At 71.6% G+C, this 22223-nt stretch carries 20 protein-coding genes; 8 read left to right on the forward strand and 12 right to left on the reverse strand.

What is annotated here, in order from left to right:
- Window positions 1-1658: phosphoketolase (locus ABT057_RS47625; RefSeq protein ID WP_352351406.1), on the reverse strand; the 1658-nt coding region annotated here is incomplete at its 3' end.
- A gap of 36 nt (window positions 1659-1694) precedes the next feature.
- On the opposite strand from ABT057_RS47625, the gene ppk2 reads away from it, so the two are divergent.
- Window positions 1695-2498 (forward strand): polyphosphate kinase 2, encoded by an 804-nt coding sequence (gene ppk2 / locus ABT057_RS47630; RefSeq protein ID WP_352351408.1) that lies wholly within the window; start codon window positions 1695-1697, stop codon window positions 2496-2498.
- Window positions 2499-2515: 17 nt separating this feature from the next.
- Here ppk2 and ABT057_RS47635 read toward each other — a convergent pair whose 3' ends face one another.
- The 4 genes from ABT057_RS47635 to ABT057_RS47650 form a co-directional block, all read right to left on the reverse strand.
- The gene (locus ABT057_RS47635) at window positions 2516-3388 is read right to left on the reverse strand and encodes a universal stress protein (RefSeq protein ID WP_352351440.1); all 873 of its coding nucleotides are present in this window, start codon (window positions 3386-3388) and stop codon (window positions 2516-2518) included.
- Window positions 3389-3393: 5 nt separating this feature from the next.
- The gene (adhP, locus tag ABT057_RS47640) at window positions 3394-4416 is read right to left on the reverse strand and encodes an alcohol dehydrogenase AdhP (RefSeq protein ID WP_352351410.1); all 1023 of its coding nucleotides are present in this window, start codon (window positions 4414-4416) and stop codon (window positions 3394-3396) included.
- A gap of 64 nt (window positions 4417-4480) precedes the next feature.
- Window positions 4481-5386: a universal stress protein gene (locus ABT057_RS47645; RefSeq protein WP_352351412.1), complete on the reverse strand. Its 906-nt coding sequence runs from the start codon at window positions 5384-5386 to the stop codon at window positions 4481-4483.
- Between the two features lie 131 nt (window positions 5387-5517).
- Window positions 5518-6147, reverse strand: coding sequence for a hypothetical protein (locus ABT057_RS47650; protein ID WP_352351442.1), 630 nt, complete (start codon window positions 6145-6147; stop codon window positions 5518-5520).
- A 230-nt stretch (window positions 6148-6377) separates the two neighbouring features.
- On the opposite strand from ABT057_RS47650, the gene ABT057_RS47655 reads away from it, so the two are divergent.
- On the forward strand, window positions 6378-8117 hold the full coding sequence (locus ABT057_RS47655; protein WP_352351414.1) for a SulP family inorganic anion transporter: 1740 nt from the start codon (window positions 6378-6380) through the stop codon (window positions 8115-8117).
- Here the strand turns inward: ABT057_RS47655 and pflA are convergent.
- The 6 genes from pflA to ABT057_RS47685 all read right to left on the reverse strand — a co-directional run bounded on the left by pflA (window position 8111) and on the right by ABT057_RS47685 (window position 15864).
- Entirely contained in the window at window positions 8111-8851 is a 741-nt protein-coding gene (pflA, locus tag ABT057_RS47660; RefSeq protein WP_352351416.1) for a pyruvate formate-lyase-activating protein, read from the reverse strand. The two genes, ABT057_RS47655 and pflA, sit on opposite strands and share 7 nt — an antisense overlap.
- Window positions 8848-11106 carry a formate C-acetyltransferase gene (pflB, locus tag ABT057_RS47665; protein ID WP_352351418.1) on the reverse strand — a complete coding sequence of 753 codons (2259 nt, stop codon included), beginning with the start codon at window positions 11104-11106 and terminating at the stop codon, window positions 8848-8850. Before pflB ends, pflA begins: the two co-directional genes overlap by 4 nt.
- A gap of 144 nt (window positions 11107-11250) precedes the next feature.
- Window positions 11251-12174: a carbamate kinase gene (locus ABT057_RS47670; protein ID WP_352351420.1), complete on the reverse strand. Its 924-nt coding sequence runs from the start codon at window positions 12172-12174 to the stop codon at window positions 11251-11253.
- Between the two features lie 4 nt (window positions 12175-12178).
- Window positions 12179-13180 (reverse strand): ornithine carbamoyltransferase, encoded by a 1002-nt coding sequence (gene argF, locus ABT057_RS47675; protein WP_352351422.1) that lies wholly within the window; start codon window positions 13178-13180, stop codon window positions 12179-12181.
- A gap of 20 nt (window positions 13181-13200) precedes the next feature.
- Window positions 13201-14415 (reverse strand): arginine deiminase, encoded by a 1215-nt coding sequence (locus ABT057_RS47680; protein ID WP_352351424.1) that lies wholly within the window; start codon window positions 14413-14415, stop codon window positions 13201-13203.
- Between the two features lie 42 nt (window positions 14416-14457).
- The gene (locus tag ABT057_RS47685; RefSeq protein ID WP_352351444.1) at window positions 14458-15864 is read right to left on the reverse strand and encodes an APC family permease; all 1407 of its coding nucleotides are present in this window, start codon (window positions 15862-15864) and stop codon (window positions 14458-14460) included.
- Window positions 15865-16284: 420 nt separating this feature from the next.
- Between ABT057_RS47685 and ABT057_RS47690 the strand changes: the two genes are divergently transcribed.
- From ABT057_RS47690 to ABT057_RS47715, 6 genes are all read left to right on the forward strand, one after another.
- On the forward strand, window positions 16285-16749 hold the full coding sequence (locus tag ABT057_RS47690) for a cyclic nucleotide-binding domain-containing protein (protein ID WP_352351426.1): 465 nt from the start codon (window positions 16285-16287) through the stop codon (window positions 16747-16749).
- 29 nt (window positions 16750-16778) lie between these two features.
- Window positions 16779-17438: a CBS domain-containing protein gene (locus ABT057_RS47695; protein WP_352351428.1), complete on the forward strand. Its 660-nt coding sequence runs from the start codon at window positions 16779-16781 to the stop codon at window positions 17436-17438.
- A gap of 95 nt (window positions 17439-17533) precedes the next feature.
- Window positions 17534-18235 (forward strand): response regulator, encoded by a 702-nt coding sequence (locus ABT057_RS47700; RefSeq protein ID WP_352351430.1) that lies wholly within the window; start codon window positions 17534-17536, stop codon window positions 18233-18235.
- Between the two features lie 133 nt (window positions 18236-18368).
- Window positions 18369-19349, forward strand: a complete 981-nt coding sequence (locus tag ABT057_RS47705; RefSeq protein WP_352351432.1) for an Acg family FMN-binding oxidoreductase — start codon at window positions 18369-18371, stop codon at window positions 19347-19349.
- A gap of 86 nt (window positions 19350-19435) precedes the next feature.
- Window positions 19436-19858 (forward strand): pyridoxamine 5'-phosphate oxidase family protein, encoded by a 423-nt coding sequence (locus ABT057_RS47710; RefSeq protein ID WP_352351434.1) that lies wholly within the window; start codon window positions 19436-19438, stop codon window positions 19856-19858.
- A 333-nt stretch (window positions 19859-20191) separates the two neighbouring features.
- Window positions 20192-21649, forward strand: coding sequence for an MFS transporter (locus ABT057_RS47715; protein ID WP_352351436.1), 1458 nt, complete (start codon window positions 20192-20194; stop codon window positions 21647-21649).
- Window positions 21650-21791: 142 nt separating this feature from the next.
- On the opposite strand, the gene ABT057_RS47720 is transcribed toward ABT057_RS47715, so the two are convergent.
- On the reverse strand, window positions 21792-22187 hold the full coding sequence (locus ABT057_RS47720) for a nuclear transport factor 2 family protein (protein WP_352351438.1): 396 nt from the start codon (window positions 22185-22187) through the stop codon (window positions 21792-21794).
- Between the last annotated feature and the right edge of the window lie 36 nt (window positions 22188-22223).

Consider the following 22223-nt stretch of genomic DNA (forward strand, 5'->3'; position numbering starts at 1 on the left):
TTGTTGAGGACGTGGTCGACGAAGCCGGGGTCCTGGTGGGAGAACCCGTTGTGGTCCTGCCGCCACACGTGCGAGGTGAGCAGGTAGTTGAGGGACGCGATGGGGGCGCGCCACGGCAACTCCCTCGATGTCTTCAGCCATTTGATGTGCTGGTTGACCATCGAGTCGACGATGTGCACGAACGCCTCGTAGCAGGAGAACAGCCCGTGCCGGCCCGTCAGGAGGTAGCCCTCCAGCCAGCCCTGGCAGGTGTGTTCGGAGAGGATCTCCAGCACCCGGCCGTGGTGTTCGAGGTGTTCGTCGACCGGCAGGTGTGTGGCCTGCCAGGCCTTGCCGCTGACGTCGAAGACGGCCTGGAGCCGGTTGGAGGCGGTCTCGTCCGGGCCGACGAGCCGGAAGTCCCGGCGTCCGCTCGTGTCCTTCATCACCCGGGCCAGGAGGTCGCCGAGGACGCGGGTGGGTTCGTGCAGGGTCGTGCCCGGCTTGTCGACGGGCACGGCGAACTCGTCGAGCGGGGCGACGGGCAGGTCGCGCACCAGCAGACCGCCGTTGGCGTAGGGGGTGGAACCGAGCCGCCGGGCGCCGTCGGGGACACAGGCGAGGACGTCGGCGACGGGGCTGCCGTCGGGCCCGAACAGCTCCTCGGGCCGGTACGAGCGCAGCCACGCCTCCAACTGGCGGAGGTGCTCGGGGTTCTCGCGGACGCCGGCCAGCGGGACCTGGTGGGCGCGCCAGGTGCCCTCGACGGGCTCGCCGTCGACCTCGGCGGGACCGGTCCAGCCCTTCGGGGTGCGCAGCACGATCACCGGCCAGTGCACGCGCTCGGTGACCCCGTCCTCGCGGGCGGTCTGCTGCATCACCGCGATGCGGTCCAGCGCGTCGTCCAGCGCCGCCGCCATGTCCCGGTGCACCTGGGCGGGATCGTCGCCCGTCACATGGATCGGCTCGTGTCCGTATCCCCGCAGCAGCGCGTCGAGTTCGGACTCGGGGAGGCGGGACAGCACCGTCGGGTTGGCGATCTTGTAGCCGTTGAGGTGCAGGATGGGCAGGACGGCGCCGTCGTGCACCGGATCGAGGAACTTGTTGGAGTGCCAGGAGGCGGCCAGCGGCCCCGTCTCCGCCTCGCCGTCGCCGATCACACAGGCGACCAGCAGGCCGGGATTGTCGAAGGCGGCGCCGTACGCGTGGGAGAGGGAGTAGCCGAGCTCACCGCCCTCGTGGATCGAACCCGGCGTCTCCGGGGCGACATGACTCGGCACACCGCCGGGGAAGGAGAACTGCCGGAACAGCCGGGCCATGCCCTCCCCGTCCCTCGGCACGTCCGGGTAGGTCTCGCTGTAGCTGCCCTCCAGCCAGGCGTTGGCGAGCACGGACGGCCCTCCGTGGCCCGGTCCCCAGACGCACAGGGCGTCGAGCCCACGCGCCTTGATCACCCGGTTGAGGTGGGTGTACACCAGGTTGAGGCCGGGCGAGGTACCCCAGTGGCCGAGCAGCCGCGGCTTGATCTGCTCGGGTTTCAGGGGCTCCGTCAGCAGTGGGTTGGACATCAGGTAGATCTGTCCGGCAGCCAGGTAATTGGCGGCCCGCCAGTGTGCGTCCAGGGTGCGCAGTTCCTCCTCGGAAAGTACGGTGGCGTCCAGGTGTTCGACCTTGGGCATGAGGGACTCCGGAAGTCATCGGGCGGTGGAGGCGGCATGGCCGGCAAAGAGGCGGCGGCACTGCCGCGCAAGACCTACGAGAAGGAACTGCTGCGCCTGCAGACCGAGTTGGTGAAGCTGCAGGAGTGGGTGCGGGCCTCGGGCACGCGGTTGGTGGTGGTCTTCGAGGGGCGGGACGCGGCGGGCAAGGGCGGCACGATCAAGCGGGTCGCCGAGCACCTCAACCCGCGCGTCGCACGGATCGCGGCGCTCCCCAAGCCGACCGAGCGGGAGCGCACGCAGTGGTACTTCCAGCGGTACGTCGAGCATCTGCCGGCGGCCGGGGAGATCGTGCTGTTCGACCGGTCCTGGTACAACCGGGCCGGCGTCGAGCACGTGATGGGTTTCTGTACGCCGGAGGAGCACCGGCTCTTCCTGCGGCAGTGCCCGATCTTCGAACGGATGCTGGTCGAGGCGGGGGTCATGCTGCGCAAGTACTGGTTCTCGGTGAGCGACACCGAGCAGCAGGAGCGTTTCCGGCGCCGGCTGGGGGATCCGCTGCGGAGCTGGAAGCTGTCCCCGATGGACCTGGAGTCGATCACCCACTGGGAGGCGTACTCCCGGGCGAAGGACGAGATGATGGTGCACACCGACATCAGCGAGGCGCCCTGGTACGTGGTGGAGAGCGACGACAAGCGCCGGGCGCGGCTGAACATGATCGCCCATCTGCTGGACTCCGTGCCGTACCACGACGTTCCTCCGCCCGTCCTCGAGCTGCCGAAGCGCCCGGAGTCGACCGGCTACGTGCGCCCGTCGCGCGATCTGCAGACCTACGTCCCCGACCACGCGGCGGGCCTCTGAGCAGCCGGCCACCTCGCTCACGTCCGCTCGGGTACGACCGCTACGGCGCAGGCGGCGTGGTGCAGCACCCCGTGGGCGACACGCCCCAGCTGGAGTCCGAGGTGGCCCGGGTTGCGCCGGGCGCCGACCACCAGCAGGTCGGCCTCGTGCGAGGCGGTCAGGAGGACCCTGCGGGCGGGTCCCTCCACCGTGCGCGGACGCAGTTCCAGGTCCGCCGGGACGTCCTTCAGCGCCTTCTCGAGGACCTCGGCGGCGTGCTGCTCGTGCAGCCGCGCGGGTTCACCGGCGAGCAGGGGGTGGTCGGTGCTCTCGTGCGCGGGGCACCGCCAGGCCCGTACGGCGTCCAGGGGCGCGTGGCGCAGCCTGGCCTCCTCGACGGCGAAGCGCAGGGCGGCCGAGTCCGTGCTCTTCTCACCCACGCCCACCACCACGCGGCCGTGTCCCCCGGCGCTCACCCGGTTGTCGTGGCCGCCGCCCAGCACGATCACCGGGCAGTCGGCGTGGGCGGCGACGGTCAGACTGACCGATCCGAGCAGCATCTCCACGAAGCCGCTGCGACCTCGGGTGCCGAGCGCCAGTGCGCGGGCCTCGCGTCCCTCGCGGACGAGCGCGTACTCGGGCTCCTCGGGCAGCACGTCGGCGGAGACCTGCACGTCGGGCCGGCGCAGCCGGGCCCGCCGCTCGGCGGTCCGCACGATGTCCTCGGCCGTGACCTGGTCGGCCGGCTTTGCGAGGTCGTCCGCGAGGGACTCGCCCTCGTACCGCTCCCAGAGGGAGGCGTACACCAGCCGCAGCGGGACCCCGCGCAGGGCGGCCTCGTCGGCCGCCCAGTCGACGGCCCGCAGGCTGGGTTCCGAGCCGTCGACGCCGACGACGATGGGGAGGACCATCGTGCTCACCGTCCCGCGTCCAGGTCGAAGACGATCCGGGCCTTGACCTCGCCGCGCAGCACCTCGTCGATGGAGTCGTTGACGGAGGCGAGGGGGCGGGCCTCGTAGATGACCTTGGTGCGGCCTGCCGCGTGCAGCTGGAAGACCTCGGCGAGGTCCTGCCGGGTGCCGACGATGGAGCCGATCACCGAGGTGCCGTTCAGCACGGTGTCGAAGATGGGCACCCGGACCGTGCCGTGCGCCGGCAGGGCCACCATGACCAGCTTTCCGCCGCGCCGCAGCCCGGAGTTGACGGCTTCGAAGGCCGCGTCGTTCACCGCGAGGGCGATGGCCGCGTGGGCGCCGCCGTGCCGCTTGAGCACCTCGCCGACGTTCTCCTTGCGGGCGTCGATCAGGATGTCCGCGCCGAGTTCGGCGGCCAGTTCGAGCTTCTCGTCGGTGACGTCGATCGCGGCGACCGTGGCTCCGGCGATCTTCGCGTACTGCACGGCGAGGTGGCCGAGGCCGCCGACGCCGGAGATCGCGACGAGCTGGGTGGGCTTGACGTCGGCGACCTTCAGCGCCTTGTACGTCGTCACGCCCGCGCAGGTCAGCGGGGCGGCCTCCAGGGCGGTGATCCCGTCGGGCACGGGCTGGGCGAAGTCGGCCCAGGCGAGCATCTTCTCCGCGTACCCGCCGTCACAGCCGTAGCCGGTGTTGATCTGCTGCTCGCAGAGGGTCTCCCAGCCGGACAGGCAGTGCTCGCACCGCCCGCACGCCTTGCCGAGCCAGGGCACGGCGACCCGCTGCCCGACGGACAGGTGGGTGACGCCCTCGCCGAGCGCCTCCACCAGGCCCACGCCCTCGTGCCCGGGGACGAAGGGCGGGTTCGGCTTGACCGGCCAGTCGCCGTGCGCCGCGTGGATGTCGGTGTGGCACAGCCCGGAGGCCTCCACCCGGACGCGGACCTGGCCGGGGCCGGGCTCCGGGTCGGGGCGCTCCTCGATGACCAGGGGCTCGCCGAACGCTCGTACGACCGCTGCCTTCATGGTTCTCTTCTCCTCGGAAGTGGGTGGGGACGGGGTGGGACGTGGTGGGGTGGAATGGGGTGGGTCAGCTGTGCGGGACGACGGCGACGGGGGCGGTGGAGTGGTGCAGGACGGCGTGCGTGACATGGCCGATGTGGGCGCCGAAGGGGCTGCGGCGGATGCGCCGGCCCACGACGACGAGGGAGGCCTCGCGGGCGGCTTCCACGAGGTGGACGGCCGCGCTGCCGTACCGGGACACCTCGACGACGTCGACGTCCGGGTACTTCTGCCGCCAGGGCCGCAGCACCTCGGCCAGGGCCTCGGCGTCGCCGAGGGCCAGCGCCTCGTGCAGCGCCGGGTTGGCGGGCGTGCCGTACGCGTAGTAGGGCGGCGGGTTCCAGCCGTGGACGACCCGCAGGGACGTCTCGCGGAGCAGGGCGGCGGCGAAGGCGAACTCGATCAGGGTGTCGTCCGGGTGTTCGACGTCGAGTCCGAGGACCACGGGCAGGAAGGGCGTCGCGGCGGACGGAACACCCGCCGGGTCCGGCTCGTGCTCGTCGGCGGCCACTTCCAGCGCGCGGACCAGCACGACGGGGCGGTCCGTGTGCGCGACGGCGGACAGGCCGACGGAGCCGACCATGAACCCGCCGATCCCGCTGAGGCCGCGCGAGCCCAGGACCAGCAGCTCGGAGTTCTTCGCCACCTCGGCGAGGGCGTCACCGGGGTGTCCGGAGAGCTGCTCGCTGACCACCTCGACGCCGGGGTGGCGCAGGGCGATGCCGTCGGCGGCCTCGCGCGGGATCCGCTCGGTCCAGTGCTGCTGGGTCTCGGCTCCCAGGAGGGGGGCCTGGGCCATCGGCTCCGGGACCGGCTCCCATACATGCACGATCTTCAGGGGCAGGTCGCGCAGCTCGGCTTCGCGGGCTGCCCATTCCGCGGCGGCGCGGCTCTCTCGCGAGCCGTCGAGACCAACGGTGATGGTGCGGAGCATGATCTCCACCTCCTGGGGCGAGGGATCTCGTGGGGACGGGGTGTCCGGTTTCAGCGTCGTCCTTCGGGGGCTGCCCGTGCAGGGGCCATAGGTCCCGGTGTGGGACCGACCGACCCCTGCACGCCAGGTGTTCAGCGCAGCCAGCCGTGCTCGCGGACGAACGGCAGCCGGGCCCAGAGCCGGCCCGCGCCCAGCGTGTCGCCGGCGGCGGCAGCGGCCAGGACGATCAGGGCGACGGCGTAGATCAGGTGGTAGTCGACGAACGGGTTCGGCGACATGCTCGCCGAGCCGTCCGAGAGGTGCTTGGCGGGCGGCCACTCGGCGATCCACATCAGCGCCATCATCGCGGTGCCGGCGACGGCGGCGATCCGCAGCGCGACCCCCGCGACCAGCGCGAGACCGATCCCGAGCAGACCGAGCATGAACAGCCAGTCCGCCCACGGGTCGCCGGCCCAGGAGTGGAAGGTGGACTCCATCGGCCCGGCGGCGACGGAGCCGAGGAAGCCCTTCGTCGGCGATCCGCCGTCGATCCAGCCCTTGCCGGACGGGGTGGCGTAGCCGAAGCCGAAGGTCTTGTCGAGGAAGGCCCACAGGAACACGAACCCGGTGAGCAGACGCAGGGAGGCGAAGGCGTAGGCCCGCGCGGTGCTCGTGCCGGCGTGGGTCGACACGGCGGGCCCGGTGGTGGAGGCGGTCCGGTGCCTGCGCAGTGACGGCAGGTGGAAGCCGGAGCTCCGGTGAGAGTGCTCGTGCACGGCCATGGTCATGATTCCCTTCGAGAGGGTCCGGTCGTTGCCTGACGTCACTTACTCTGGCCGCGCGCGCCGGGCGGCACCGGATGCCGAAGGGCTGCCTTCGCGGGGCCGAACGGCCCTGTCTGCGGGGGCCGTTGAGCTCGCTGCGGCACAGCGGACACGCAGGCCGTCCGCTGTGGTTCTCGCGCCCGGCGGCACGCCGGTGAATCATGAGGTCAGACGACGGAGGGCGGCAGATGTCCCAGGGCTCGGGCAGACGGCACATGCCGGAATGGCGCCGGCTGGCGCCCGGCCTAGTCGCGCTCCTCGGCTACCGGCGCTCGTGGCTGACGGGTGACCTGCTCGCCGGTGTGACGGTGGCCGCGTACCTCGTGCCGCAGGTCATGGCGTACGCGGGGGTGGCCGGGCTGCCGCCGGTCGCCGGGCTGTGGGCGATCCTGCCGGCCCTCGCGATGTACGCCCTGTTCGGTTCCTCGCGGCTGCTGTCGGTCGGCCCGGAGTCCACGACCGCCCTCATGACGGCCACCGTGGTCGCGCCGCTCGCGGGCGGGGACTCCGGGCGCTACGCGTCGCTCGCGGCGGCCCTCGCGGTCACGGTCGGACTGCTGTGTCTGGTCGCCCGGGCGGTGCGCCTGGGCTTCCTGGCCGACCTGCTGTCCCGCCCCGTCCTGATCGGCTATCTCGCGGGCGTGGCGCTCATCATGATGGTGGACCAGCTGCCCAAGCTCACCGGGGTGCCGACGACCGGCGCGGAGTTCTTCCCCCAGCTGTGGTCCTTCGTCACCCGTCTCCCGGACGCGCACCCGGCCACCGTCGTGTTCTCCGCGGTCACTCTCGTGTTCCTCTTCGTGATGGCCCGGTACGTGCGTGCCGTGCCCGGTCCGCTGGCCGCGGTCGTCCTGGGCACCGCCGCCGTGGTGATCTTCGACCTCGACGGACGGTACGGGCTGAAGGTGATCGGCGAGGTCCCGTCCGGTCTGCCGAGCCTGGCCGTCCCGGACCTGAGCGAGCTGCCGGGGCTCGTCCTGCCCGCGCTCGGCGTGCTGCTGGTCGCCTACACCGACTTCATCCTCACCGCGCGGGCCTTCACCGTCCACGACGACGAGGGTCCCGGGCTCGACGCCAACCAGGAGTTCATGGCCCTGGGCGCGGCCAACCTGGGTGCCGGGGCACTGCACGGCTTCCCGGTGAGCAGCAGCGCCAGCCGTACCGCGCTCGCGTCCTCGGCGGGCGCCCGCAGCCAGGCGTACTCGCTGGTGGCCGGGGCGGCGGTGCTGGCGGTGCTGCTCTTCCTGAGCCCGCTGCTGACGCGCACGCCGTCCGCCGTGCTCGGCGCGCTGGTCGTCTACGCCGCGGTCCGCATGATCGACCTCGCGGGCTTCCGCCGGCTGGCGTCCTTCCGCCGCCGGGAACTGCTCCTGGCGCTCGGCTGCCTCGCCGGGGTGCTCGCCCTGGACATCCTGTACGGGGTGATCGTGGCCGTCGGTCTGTCGGTGGCCGAGCTGCTGACCCGGGTGGCGCGTCCGCACGACGCCGTGGAAGGGCTGGTGCCCGGGGTGGCCGGCATGCACGACGTCGACGACTATCCGCAGGCCCGCACGATCCCCGGACTGCTCGTCTACCGCTACGACTCGCCGCTGTTCTTCGCCAACGCTGAGGACTTCCGGCGCCGCGCCCTGGCCGCCGTCGACGAACAGAGCGACCCGGTCCGCTGGTTCGTCCTCAACGCCGAGGCCAATGTGGAGGTCGACATCACCGCCCTCGACGCGGTCGACGAGCTGCGCCGCGAGCTGACCCACCGGGGCGTCGTGTTCGCCCTCGCCCGCGTGAAACAGGACCTGCTGGACGACCTCGAGGTGTACGGCCTGGTGGACTCGGTCGGCAAGGAGCGGATCTTCCCGACGCTGCCGACCGCCGTGGCCGCGTACCGGACGTGGCTCGACGGCCGGGCCGGCAGCCGGCCCGGCGGTCAGTAGGCGGACACGCCCCGCTCCCGGAAGCGTGCGCGGACGCTCTCGGTCAGGGCCTCGTCGGGGACGGGGGTGTCGCGCAGCGGGAAGGGGATGCCGAGGGCCTCGTACTTCCCGGCGCCGAGCTTGTGGAAGGGCAGTACGTCGACCCGCTCGACCGTGCCGAGTCCCGCGACGAAGCCCGCCAGGGCGTCCACGGACCGGGGGTCGTCGGTCCAGCCGGGGACCAGCACGTAGCGGATCCACATCGGGACGCCGAGACGGTCCAGACGGGTCGCGAAGCTGAGGGTGGGGGCGAGCCGCCCGCCGGTCAGCTTCCGGTAGGTGCCGATGTCGAAGGACTTGATGTCCAGCAGCACCAGGTCCGTGTAGGAGAGGAGTCCGTCCGTGGCGCGCGCGCCGAGGAAGCCGGACGTGTCCAGGGCGGTGTGCAGTCCGGCCTCCTTGCAGCGCCGCAGCACCTCACCGGTGAAGGCCGACTGGAGCAGCGGCTCTCCCCCGGTGATCGTCACCCCTCCCCCGGCCGTGGTGACGAAGGCGCGGTACTTCTCGATCTCCGCCATCACCTCGTCCACGGTCGCCTCCCGGCCGTCGCGCATGTGCCAGGTGTCGGGGTTGGCGCAGTACAGGCAGCGCAGGGGGCAGCCGCTGACGAAGAGGACGAACCGGGTCCCGGGACCGTCCACGCCGGTGGACAGGTCCCAGGAGTGGATCCGGCCGGCCGCCGTCACGGTGCTCACAGCGATCCGTGGAAGGTGCGGCTGATCACGTCGAGCTGCTGCTCGCGGGTCAGGCGGACGAAGTTGACGGCGTATCCGGAGACCCTGATGGTCAGGTCGGGGTACTTCTCCGGGTGTTCCATCGCGTCCTCCAGGGTGGCCCGGTCGAGGACGTTGACGTTCATGTGGAAGCCGCCGGCGGCCGTGTAGGCGTCGAGGATGCCGACCAGGTTGCCCGCGCGCTCCCCGGGGACGTGACCGAGGCCCTCAGGGGTGATCGTCGTGGTCAGCGAGATGCCGTCGCGGGCCTGCTCGTAGGGCAGCTTGGCCACCGACAGCGCTGAGGCGGCGACGCCGTGCCGGTCCCGGCCGTTCATCGGGTTGGCGCCCGGGGCGAAGGGCTGTCCGGCCCGGCGTCCGTCGGGGGTGTTGCCGGTGTGCTTGCCGTAGACGACGTTCGAGGTGATGGTCAGCACCGACTGGGTGTGCTCGGCGTCCCGGTAGGTGGGGTGCCGGCGGACCTTTTCCATGAAGGACTCCACCAGGCCGACGGCGATGGCGTCGGCGCGGTCGTCGTTGTTGCCGTACGCCGGGAACTCGCCCTCGGTCCGGAAGTCGACGGCCAGCCCGGTCGCGTCCCGGAAGACCTTCACCCGGGCGTGCTTCACCGCGGACAGGCTGTCCGCCGCGACCGAGAGTCCCGCGATGCCGCAGGCCATGAAGCGGTGGACGGGGTGGTCGTGCAGCGCCATCTCGATGCGTTCGTAGGCGTACTTGTCGTGCATGTAGTGGATGACGTTGAGGGTGTTGACGTACGTCTCCGCCAGCCAGTCCAGGACGCGGTCGTAGGCCGCCGACAGCTCCTCGTACTCCAGGTACTCGCCCGTCAGCGGGGGCATCACGGGAGTGACCTGGTCGCCGGTCATCTCGTCCCGGCCGCCGTTGACGGCGTACAGCAGCGCCTTCGCCAGGTTGACGCGGGCCCCGAAGAACTGCATCTCCCGGCCGACCGCCATGGCGGAGACACAGCAGGCGATCGCGGTGTCGTCGCCGCCCCGGGGCCGCAGCAGTTCGTCGGACTCGTACTGGACGGCGCTGGTGTCGATGGACACCTGGGCGCAGAACTCCTTGAAGCCGGCGGGCAGCCGGGGCGACCACAGGACGGTCAGGTTGGGCTCGGGGGCGGGGCCGAGGTTGTAGAGGGTCTGCAGGAAGCGGAAGGAGGTACGGGTGACCAGCGGGCGGCCGTCGCGGCCGAGGCCGCCGATCGACTCGGTGACCCAGGTGGGGTCGCCGGAGAACAGGGCGTCGTACTCCGGGGTGCGCAGGAAGCGGACGATCCGCAGCTTGATCACGAAGTCGTCGATCAGTTCCTGGGCGCGCGTCTCGTCGACGGTCCCCTCGTCCAGGTCCCGCTGGAGGTAGACGTCGAGGAAGGTCGAGGTGCGGCCCAGCGACATCGCGGCGCCGTTCTGCTCCTTCACCGCGGCGAGGTAGCCGAGGTAGAGCCACTGCACGGCCTCGTGCGCGGTGACGGCGGGGCGCGAGACGTCGCAACCGTAGGTCGCCGCCATGCGGGTCAGTTCGCCGAGGGCCTTGATCTGCTCGGCGAGCTCCTCACGGTCGCGGATGACGTGCTCGGTGGACGGCTCGGCGTCCAGCCGGGCCCGCTCGGCGCGCTTGGCCTCGATCAGCCGTTCGGTGCCGTAGAGGGCGACGCGCCGGTAGTCGCCGATGATCCGGCCGCGGCCGTAGGCGTCGGGCAGCCCGGTGATGATGCCGACCTTGCGGGCGGTCCGCATCGCGGGGGTGTAGGCGTCGAAGACACCGTCGTTGTGGGTCTTGCGGTAGGTCCCGAAGACCTTCGTCACGAACGGGTCGGGCTCGTAGCCGTACGCCCTGAGGCCGTTCTCCACCATGCGCAGACCGCCGTTCGGCATGATCGCGCGCTTGAGCGGGGCGTCGGTCTGGAGGCCGACGATCAGTTCGCGGTCGCGGTCGATGAAGCCGGGGGCGTGCGAGGTGATCGTCGACGGAGTCGCCACGTCCGCGTCGAGGATGCCGCGCTCCCGCTCCTCCGGGAACAGCGAGCTGACCTTCTCCCAGACGGCCCGGGTGCGGTCCGTGGCGCCGGTCAGGAAGGTCGCGTCACCGTCGTACGGGGTGTAGTTGGCCTGGATGAAGTCGCGCACGTCGATCAGCTCGCGCCAGCTGGTCCCGGCGAAGCCTCGCCAGGCCTCGGTGACCCGGTCGCCGGCTGTCACGGTTGCGGTCATCGCCGTTCCTCTCATCGGTTTCAAGTCCTGCGCTTCGATACTCGTCGTCGGTGATCGTCACGGGGAGTGCCGGACAGCGCCCACGGTGCGGGCCGTCCGGCCCCGGAACCGGGGGCCGGACGGCCCAGGGCGTGCTTCCGCTCGTCAGCCGGCCGCGAGATCCGGGCGGATCAGGGTGCCCGACCGGCCGTGCACGATCTCGTACGCCGCGTCCAGCGCCCCGATGGCGGCGAGCCCTCCGGTCCGCTCGACGAACCGGGCGGCGGCCTCGGCCTTCGGCCCCATGGAGCCCTCGGGGAAACCCCTGCGGCGCAGCTCGGCGGGGGTCGCGTCGAGGACGGGCTGCTGGGCGGGGGTCCCGTAGTCCTCGTACACGCACGGGACGTCGGTGAGGATCAGCAGGAAGTCGGCCTTCAGGTCCTCGGCGAGCAGGGCGGCGGTGAGGTCCTTGTCGATGACGGCCTCCACACCGGTCAGCGCCCCGCTGTCGCGGTCCGCGGTGACGGGGACGCCTCCGCCGCCCGCGCAGATCACGAGGGTGCCGCCGTTCAGCAGCTCGTGGACGGTGTCGGTCTCCAGGATCCGTTCCGGTACCGGGGAGGGGACGACGCGGCGCCAGCCGGTGGTGTCCCGGGCGATGTGCCAGCCGCGCTTGCGCGCCAGCGCGCAGGCCACCTCCCGCGGGTACACCTGGCCGACGAACTTGGTGGGCAGGGTGAACGCGGGGTCGTCGGCCCGGACCAGGGTGTGGGTGACGAGGGTGACGATGTGGCGGCCGGGCAGCGTGTCGTGCAGTGTGCAGGCCAGCAGGGAGCCGATCATCCCCTGGGTCTGGGCGCCGAGCAGGTGGAGGGGGTAGGGGGCGCTGAGGGCGGGGTCGGCGGCGCTCTCCATGGCGAGCAGGCCTATCTGGGGGCCGTTGCCGTGGGTGAGGACGAGTTCGTGTTCCTGGGCGAGGGCGGCGAGGGCGGTGGCGACCCGGTCGATGTTGGCCTGCTGGACGGCGGCGTCGGGGCGCTCGCCGCGGTGGAGCAGGGCGTTGCCGCCGAGGGCGACGACGATACGCATGGCTTCAGTCCTCCAGGGTGGCGACGAGTACGGCCTTGATGGTGTGCAGCCGGTTCTCGGCCTGGTCGAAGACGATCGACGCGGGCGAGGTGAAGACGTCGTCGGTGACTTCGAGTCCGTCCAGGCCGTAGCGGTCGAAGAGGTCGCTGCCGAGGCGGGTGCGGCGGTCGTGCAGCGCCGGCAGGCAGTGCATGAACTTCACGTCCTGGTTGCCGGTGGCGGCCAGCGTCTTGTCGTTGACCTGGTACGGCAGCAGCAGTTCGATCCGCTCCCGCCAGGTGTCGGCGGGCTCGCCCATGGAGACCCAGACGTCGGTGTGCAGGAAGTCGGCGCCGCGTACGGCGGTCTCGACGTCCTCGGTGAGGAGGATCCGGGCGCCGCTGCGCTCGGCCAGTTCCCGGCAGGTGGTGACCAGTGCGGGGTCGGGCCACAGCGCGGCGGGGGCGGCGATGCGCACGTCCATGCCGAGCAGGGCGCCCATCGACAGCAGCGAGTTGCCCATGTTGTTGCGGGCGTCGCCGAGGTAGCAGTAGGCGATGTCGGGCAGGGGCTTGGGGCTGTGCTCGTGCATGGTGAGGACGTCGCACAGGCTCTGGGTGGGGTGCGCGGTGTCGGTGAGCCCGTTGTAGACGGGGACGCCGGAGTGGGCGGCGAGGGCGGTGACGAGGGACTGGGCGGAGCCGCGGTACTCGATGCCGTCGAACATGCGGCCCAGTACGCGGGCGGTGTCGGCGATGGACTCCTTGGCACCGATGTGGGTGTCGCCGGGGCCCAGGTAGGTGGTGGCGGCGCCCTGGTCGGCGGCCGCGACCTCGAAGGCGCAGCGGGTGCGGGTGGAGGTCTTCTCGAAGACGAGCGCGAGGTTCCGGCCGGTCAGCCGAGGCTGCTCGGTGCCGGCGTGCTTGGCGGCCTTGAGGGTGGCGGCCAGGTCGAGGAGGTGGTGGATCTCGGCGGCGGTGAAGTCGAGTTCGCTCAGGTAGGAGCGGCCGCGCAGGTCGATGGTCATGGTGGTTCCCCCCTGGGGGTTCAGACGGCCGGATCGCGTTCGACGGGGCAGCTCATGCAGCGGGGTCCGCCGCGGCCGCGGCCGAGTTCGGCGCCGGCGATGGTGACGATCTCGATGCCCTGCTTGCGGAGGTAGGTGTTGGTGGTGACGTTGCGCTCGTAGCCGACGATCACGCCGGGGGCGAGGGCGAGGAAGTTGCTGCCGTCGTCCCACTGCTCGCGCTCGGCGTTGCGGATGTCCTGCGGGGCGGACAGCATCCGGACCTTGTCGAGGTCGAGGGCCTCGGCGAGGGCGGTGGCCAGGTCGGAGTCGGGGGCGACGTCGAAGCCGCACTCGCGGGTGCCGCTGGGCGTGAGCGTCCAGGAGCGCAGGGAGTCGGCCAGACCCGGGTAGATGACGAAGGTGTCGCGGTCGACCATCGTCAGCACCGTGTCGAGGTGCATGTAGGCGCGGGCGGCGGGGAGTTGGACGGCGATCAGCCGCCGTGCCGTGCCCTCGGCGAACAGCCGGGCGGCCAGGTTCTCCACCGCCTGCGCGGTGGTGCGCTCCCCCATGCCGACCATGACGGCGCCGTTGCCCAGGACGTGGACGTCACCGCCTTCGAGGGTGCCCACCGAGCCGTCGAGGATCGACGCCGGGGCGACGCCGGCGAACATCGGATGGAACCGGTAGATGGCCTCGGCGTGCAGGCTCTCGCGCCGCCGGGCGGTCTTGGCCATCGGGTTGACCGACAGCCGGTCGTACACCCAGCAGGAGTTGTCGCGCGGGAAGAGGTGGTTGGGCAGCGGGGCGAGGGCGAAGTCCTCGGCGTGGAGGGCGTTCCAGACCAGGCTGTGCGGGGTGGCGAGCGGCAGGTCGCTCTTGAGGAGCCCGCCGATCAGGTGGCCGGCGAGGGTCTCCCCGTCCAGTTGGGCGCACAGTTCGCGCACGGGGTCGATGAGTGCCGGTCCGACGGTGGCCGGGGTGATCACCCGGTCGAGCAGCCAGTCGCGGGCCTCGTCGCCGTCGAGGGCCTGGGCGAGCAGGTCGGCGAAGTAGTGCACGCGGGTGCCGTGGTCGCGGAGCACCTGGGCGAACGCGTCGTGTTCCTCCCGGGCGCGCTTGGCCCACAGGATGTCGTCGAAGAGGAGGGCGTCGACGTTGCGCGGGGTGAGGCGGGAGAGTTCGATGCCGGGGCGGTGCAGGATCACCTGGCGCAGGCGGCCGACCTCGGAGTCGACGTGGAACGTGTTCATGGCGTCGTGTCTTCCTCTGTCGTGAGGGCGTGGGGGCGGTGGTCAGTCCTGGTGGCGGCGGGCGGTGCGCTTGCGGGGGCCGCCGACGCGGTTGGTGCCGAGGCCTCGGGAGAGCCGCTTGGGCGGTGCCGGCGTCTCCGGGGCGCGCTCCTCGCGCGGGGCGGGGAGCACCGCTTCCATGTCGCCGTACCGGCCCTGGCCCCGCTTCAGCCACACGTAGACCGGCACGCCGAGCAGCAGCACGAACAGTCCGTAGTAGACGGTCTGGTAGCCGCTGCCCTGGATCGACCAGTAGGAGAAGGCCAGCGCCACGGCGGCGACGGTGACGTCACGGGCGAGGCGCCGGGGGCTCAGGGTCTCCCGGCCGCGCACCAGCAGCCAGTACAGCTGGGCGGCGGCGGAGAACAGGTAGGGGATCACGGCGGTGAGCACGCTCAGCAGCACGATCTTCGTGAAGACGTCCTCGAAGCGGGTGTAACTGAACACGGTGATCAGCGAGGCCAGCGCGGTGGAGGCGACGATGCCGAAGACCGGGATGCCGCTCTGTCCGCGCAGCTTGGCGAAGGCGTCGGGGAAGAGACCGTCGCGGGCGGCGGCGTACGGCATCTCGGCGCACAGCATGGTCCAGCCGTTGAGGGCGCCGAGGCCGGAGATGATGGCGGCGGCGGCCACGACGTCTCCCGCCCAGGTGCCGCCGAAGATGTTGTTCGCGGCGTCGGTGAACGGTGCGATGGTGTCGCCCAGCGCCCCGTGCGAGACGGTGCCGAAGACGGCGAGCGTGCCCAGGATGTAGATGACGGCGCACAGGAGGGTGCCGTAGACGGTGGCGCGCGGCACGTTGCGTTCCGGCTCGCGCACCCGGCCGGCGACCACCGAGGCGGCCTCGAGACCGAGGTAGCTGAACAGGGCGATCGCGGCCGCCGCGGAGATCGCGCCGAGCGCCGACCCACCGCTGGCGTTGAAGGCGCCGAAGTTGTCCGGGTCGATGAAGAACAGCCCGATGGTCGCCATGAAGACGAGCGGTACGAACTTCAGCACGGTGGTGACCACCTGGAACGCGCCGATGTTGCGGACGCCGGTGAGGTTGATCCCGGCCGCCGCCCAGAGTCCGCCGAGGGCCAGGCTCATCGAGATCCATGTCCTGTGACCCGTGTTCACGAACACCTCGACGTAGCCGACCCAGGCCACGGCGATCGCCGCGTTGCCCGCCCATGCGGTGATCCAGTACGACCACGCGTTCAGGAAGCCCGCGAACTCGCCGAAGGCCTCCCGGGCGTAGACGTACGGCCCGCCGCTCGCCGGCACCCGCTTCGACAGCGCCCCGAAGGTCAGCGCGAGCGCCAGCGCGCCCAGGGTCACGACGACGAAGGCGACCAGGGACACAGGCCCGTACGGGGCGAGGGCGGAGGGGAGAGCGAAGATCCCGGTGCCGATGATGCTGCCGATCACGAGCGCGGACGCGGCCGGGAGGCCGAGAGCCGCCTTGGGTTCGGGCGCCGCTCGGTCACCGGTCGCTGAAGTCCTGGACATGGCTGTGCTCCTTGTGCGAGTCGCTGCGGACGAGTCGGTCCGCGAGACGATGTTTCTGCGCCACGCGGGACCGGGGACAGCGGCCACCCGGACCCGTGGAGGTCCCGAAGGTCCCGGTGCGGCGGGTCCGTACAGTCCCCGGCTCCTCGCGGGCGGCGGCGGACGCGGGGCGGACCGGCCGGCGTCCGGGACCGGCGGGTGCCGAACGGGCCGACCGCTGGACCACATGGCCCATGGCCCGGGCCGGGGACCGGCCGCAGGCTGGCCTTGGAAGTACGCAGCCGGGAGAACCCGGTCGTGAACATTCGGAAGTTCGTAGCTCCGCCAGGGAGGCATGTCATGCACACCGTCCCCACCCCCAGCATGCTGCGCTCACTGTCCGCCGAACACCGCGAGCGGCTCATGCGCCTCGCCCGGGAGGTGTCCATCCCCCAGGGCACGCGCCTGTTCGAGGAGGGGGGACGCGCCGACCGGTTCTGGATCATCCGCACCGGAAGGATCGAGCTCGACATGCGTGTGCCGGGCCGTCGGGCGGCCGTCATCGAGAACCTCGGCCACAACGAACTGGTCGGCTGGTCCTGGCTGTTCCCGCCGCAGGTCTGGCAGATGGGCGCTCAGGCGACCACACCGGTCCGGGCCTACGAGTTCGACGCCACCGCCGTCCGGTCCATGTGCGAGGACGACCCGGACCTGGGCAACGACGTCAGCCACTGGGTGGGCCAGGTCCTCGCCCACCGGCTGCGCTCGGCCAGGGTCCGTCTGCTGGATCTCTACGCCCCCTACGGTGCCGGCAGCCTCGTCTGACTCCGGTCCCGAACCCCGAAGGAGTGGCCATGCACGGCACCCCGCACATCGTCAGCGATGTCATGACCCACACGGTCGCCGCGGTCGGCCGCGGGGCGACCTTCAAGGAGATCGTGCAGCTGATGCAGGACTGGAAGATCAGCGCCCTGCCCGTCATCGAGGGCGAGGGCCGGGTCGTCGGCGTCGTCTCCGAGGCGGATCTGCTGCCCAAGGAGGAGTTCCGCGACAGCGACCCCGACCGGTACACGCAACTGCGCCGCCTGTCCGACCTGGCGAAGGCCGGCGCGGTCACCGCGGACGAACTCATGACCTCCCCCGCCCTCACCGTCCACGCGGACGCCACGCTCGCCCAGGCCGCCCGGATCATGGCCCGGGCGAAGGTCAAGCGGCTGCCCGTGGTCGACGCCGTGGGCCTGCTAGAAGGCGTCGTCAGCCGTGCCGACCTGCTCAAGGTGTTCCTCCGCACCGACGAGGAGATCGCCGAGGAGGTACGGCGCGAGGTCGTGTCCTACCTGTTCTCCACGCCGGAGTCGAGCGTGCGCGTGGACGTGCGGGACGGCCGCGTGAGGCTCGTCGGCCGGGTCCGGGACACCTCCCTGGTGCCGGTGGCGGCCCGGCTGGTCCGCGCGGTCGAGGGGGTCGTCGACGTGGACTTCGACCTCACCCGGCTGCTGCCCGTGCAGGAGTAGGGCCGGTCGGCCCTGGTGAATTCGGCCCCGGCGCGTGATGATCGGATTCACGGGCAGGCGGTCGCCTGCCCTCCGCCGGAGGACGAAGGGTCGCCATGCCAGAGCCACGCACTTTCACCGAGCAGAACCCGATCCGGGTGTTCCTGCTGGACGACCACGAGGTCGTCCGTCGCGGCCTGGCCGATCTGCTCGACGCCGAGCCGGACATCACGGTGATCGGCGACGCGGGCACCGTCGACCACGCGCTCGCGCGCGGCCCCGCGCTGCGCCCCGACGTGGCCGTCCTCGATGTGCGGCTGCCGGACGGCGACGGCATCTCGGTCTGCCGGGAACTGCGCAGTCAGATGCCGGAGCTGGCCTGTCTGATGCTGACCTCGTTCGACGACGAGGAAGCCCTGCTCGACGCGATCATGGCCGGTGCCGCCGGCTATGTCCTCAAGCAGATCAAGGGGTCCGATCTCGTCTCGGCGGTGCGCACGGTGGCCTCGGGCCAGTCGATGCTGGACCCCGCGACCACGGCCCGCCTGATGCGCTCGCTGCGGGCCGACCCCGTGGAGTCCCCGTCCGTGCCGTCCGAGCTGGCGAGCCTGTCACCGCGCGAGCGGGACATCCTGGCCCTGATCGGCGACGGGCTGACCAACCGTGAGATCGGCAAGAAGCTCTACCTGTCGGAGAAGACCGTCAAGAACCACATCTCCCGCCTCCTGGCCAAACTCGGCGTGCAGCGCCGGGTCCAGGCCGCGGTCCTCGCCTCCCACCTGGAACAGCCGGAGGCGGGCGAACAGCGGAGCAGGTAGGGAGGAGAGAGGGGTCCATCGGCACCGCGCGATGGGCCGGACGGCCTCTGTCCGGGCGCTCCCCCACCGGGGACGCTGAGGCAACCGCCGGCACCGGCGGAACCCTTCGGCAGAGTGAGGGGATGAGCTCCCGATGCCTTCCGCCGTCCTCGACGTCCGCACCCTGGAGACGCTGCTCTCCGCCGCGGTGACAGCCCCCTCGATCCACAACACCCAGCCCTGGCGCTTCCGGCTCGACGCGGACACGGTCGCGCTGCAGATCCGCGCGGCCACGGAGCGCGGACTGCGCCACACCGACCCGGTCGGCCGCGCCCTCCACCTGTCGGTCGGCTGCGCCCTCTTCAATCTCAGGGTGGCGATCACGCACGTCGGCTGGGAGCCGGTGCCCCGGCTGCTGCCGCAGCCCGGACAGCCGGACCTGCTCGCCGCCATCCGGCTCGGCGGCCCCGCAAAGGGTTCCTTCCCCGGTCTCTACGACGCCCTGTGGCGCCGGCACAGCAGCCGTCTCCCGTTCTCGGAGCGCCCTCTGCCCGCCGCGGCGCTGACCGAACTCACCGAAGCGGCCCACACCGAAGGCGCCGCCCTGACCCACCTCTCCCGCACCGACACCGACCGCGTTCTCCGGCTCACCGGCGACGCGGAACACCGCAACGCCCTCGACCCCGAGCGGGCCGCGGAGAGCCGCCGCTGGCTGCGCGAGAGGGACGGCACGGGACTCGGCATGCCGCCCGAAGTGCTCGGCCCGCAGGACTTCCGGGAGACCCTGCCCATGCGGGACTTCGGCGCCCACCGGACGCCCGGCCGGCTGCCCGCCCGCCCCTTCGAGAAACGGCCCGCCATCGCCGTCCTCTCCACGATGCACGACCGCAGGACGGACTGGCTGCGGGCGGGGCAGGCCCTCCAGCGCGTGCTGCTCGTCGCCACCGCCCACGACATCCGGGCGTCACTGCTGCACCAGGCGATGGAGTGGCCCGACCTGCGCAGCCGACTCGGCGAGTCGACGGACGCCCGGCCCGCCCACGCCCACATGGTGATCCGCCTCGGCTACGGCCCCGAGGGGCCCGCGTCCCCACGCGCCGCTCAGCACCGCCTCACCCCGGCCGACCAGGCATGACGGCTTCGGGCCCGGAATCCCCCCGCCGTGCGGACAGGGCCGGTCGGCCCTACCCCGGACCGGCGCTCGGCGGCGACGATGGGCGGATGTTCCAGAACGACGGCTTTCGCGCACTCGACCGGCAGGAGTGCCTGCGCCTGCTGGTCAAGGTGCCGGTCGGCCGCGTCGTGTACACCCGGCACGCCCTGCCCGCGGTGCTCCCCGTCAACTTCTCGCTGGACGCGGACGCCTCCGTGCTGCTGTGCACGTCGTCGGGCTCCGACCTCGTACGCGCCATCGACGGCGTCGTCGTCGCCTTCGAGGCGGACGAGCTCGATGCGGACACCAGGTCCGGCTGGAGCGTGGTCGTGACCGGGCGCGCCACCGTGGTGACCGACCCCGCCGAGCACGAACGGCTGTCGCAGGCCGGCCCCCGCTCCTGGATGCCGTTGTCCGACGCCGTGTTCGTACGGATCGAGTCCGGGATGATCACCGGACGCGAGCTGACGGGGGCATCCGGCACGGACTGAGGCCGCCGGGTCCCGGGCCGCGCTCCACGTCCGCCGTCCGGTCCAGGTGTGCGGCGCAGGGCTTCGAGCGCCTCCAGGTCCCACTGACCGGGACCGTGAACGACGACTGAGTTCCGCGCTGATGACGACTTCGATGGCGGTGAAAGCGCTGGTCACCACGGGGACGGGGGCGGCTGCGGGACGGCCGCCACCCGCCCTCGTCTCTTTGTTCTGCGCAATTCGTTGATTGTACCGACCGCTAGGTCTATCTTTCCGGCAGCCGTACCTCACTTCCCGTCCCCGCGCGGACCCGAGCCGCGCTGCGCGTCTGCGCGCACCCTTGGAAGGCCGCCGATGTCACAGACACAGACCGCTGCCCCGCAAGCCGACGAGAGATCCCTGTCCACCACGCGCAACGTCCTCGTCGTCGGCTCGCTGCTGTGGACCGTCCAACTGGTCGCGCTCGTCGCCGCACTGTCCGGCGTCTCACAGGCCGACGTCGCGATCCACTTCCGGACCACGGAAATCGCGTGGTTCACCCTCATGACCCTGCTGACCGGCACCTTCTTCCTGCCCTTCGCGGTCAAGGCCGCGGCGATCTTCGGCAAGAAGCGCGTCCTGCTCATCGCCACCGGACTCGGTTTCACGGGTGATCTCATCGCCGCCGTCGCCACCGACTACCGCACGCTGCTGATCGGCCGCGGCATCGCGGGCATCTACGCGGCCACCGCTCCGCTCGCCTACGCGATCACTCGCGACATCTTCCCCCGCCGGTGGGTCGGGCTCGCCAGCGGCATCATGGCCGGCGGCGTCGGTCTCGTCGCGTTCGGCGGGCCGTTCCTGGCCGGCTGGCTCCTGGACGACTACGGCTTCCGCGGCGTGCTGTGGTTCATGGCCATCAGCACCGCCGCGAGCTTCGTCCTGGTGGCCGCCTTCGTGCCGGAGAGCCCGGTGCGCGAGAAGAGCGGCCGGATGGACTGGGTCGGCGGAGTACTCCTCGGCGGTGGAATCACGGCGATCGTCTACGCAGTCGGCCAGGGATCGCACTGGGGCTGGCACAGCGGCAAGTTCGCCGCCTACGTCGCCGGGTCACTGGTCGCACTGGTCGCCTTCGTGGTCGTGGAGCGCCGGGTCGCCGAACCGCTGTTCCCGCCGACGATGACCCGGCGCCGTCCGGTGTGGACCGTCCTGCTGGCGACGTCCGTGGCGGCCGGTTCGCTCAGCGCCGTCGGCGTCGTGATCCAGCTGCTGGTGCTGATGCCGAGCATCCCCAGCGTGTCCGAGGGCCTGGGCTGGTCCGGCACCCACAACGCCATCGTCACCAGCCCGATCAGCGCCATGATCATCGTGGCCGCCGTCGGCACCGGCTTCCTCGCCCGCCGGGTGGACGCCCGGATCCTGCTGGGCACCGGATCCGCGCTCACGGTCCTCGGCTACGGCATCGGCACCCACCTGCACCACAGCGCCGCGCAGATCGTGGAGATGGGTCTGATCGCCGGTCTCGGCACCGGCATGGTCATGGCCGTCGTACCCATCATGATCATCGAGGTCGTCACGCCCGAGGAGCAGGCGCTGGCCAACGGCGCGCAGACCCTCGGGCAGGGTGTCGCGCAGATCATCGTCTCCCAGCTGGCCTTCGTGGTGATGGCCCAGCACGGAGCGATCCTCAAGGGCACCCAGTTCTACCTCGACGCCGGCTTCACGAACGGACTGTGGCTGGTGGTCGGGTGCTGCGCGCTGGGCGCGCTGCTCGTCCTCCTCATCCCCAGGGGCAAGCGCCTCGACGAGGTAGAGGTCGGCCAGGCGCTCTGACCCCGCAGGCCCGGCCGCGGCCAAAAATAGACCAGTCGGTCGAAGCAATTGCGGCCCGGACGAGACGCGCCCATTGAACGGACGGAAGACGCCCGTGCCACCTGATGGACAGGTGGCACGGGCGTCGCATGTCCGGGCGGTGCTACAGCTGGAAGGTCGTGACGCGTTTGCTGAACTTCCATTCGCCGTCCACGCGGACCAGCGTGTCCTGGTAGCTGCCGACGAGTTGTACGGCCCAGCCCTCCTCGCCCCGGGCGAGGAAGACCAGGCTGCTGCCGGCCGTCACCTCCTCGCCGGGCGGCGAGGTCAGAACGGTGTTGCCGACCAGGTGGAGCTGGGGAGCCTGGGGTGCGAAGGCGGCGTAGGCCTTCCCGATCGCCTCCCGGCCCTCGAAGGTGCCCTGGCCGGTGATCTCGGCGACACCGTCCTCGGTGAACAGCCCCGGGATCACCTCGGTACGGCCGGCGTCCAGGGCGTGGCTGTAGGCGGCGACGGCGTTCTGCACACCGGCCAGGGCCTCTGCGGCTGTGACGGTCATCGTTGCTCTCCCTGAGGGGTGTGGGTCAGACCTGGT

The organism is Streptomyces sp. NPDC002588 (assembly GCF_040295925.1).
GTDB lineage: Bacteria > Actinomycetota > Actinomycetes > Streptomycetales > Streptomycetaceae > Streptomyces.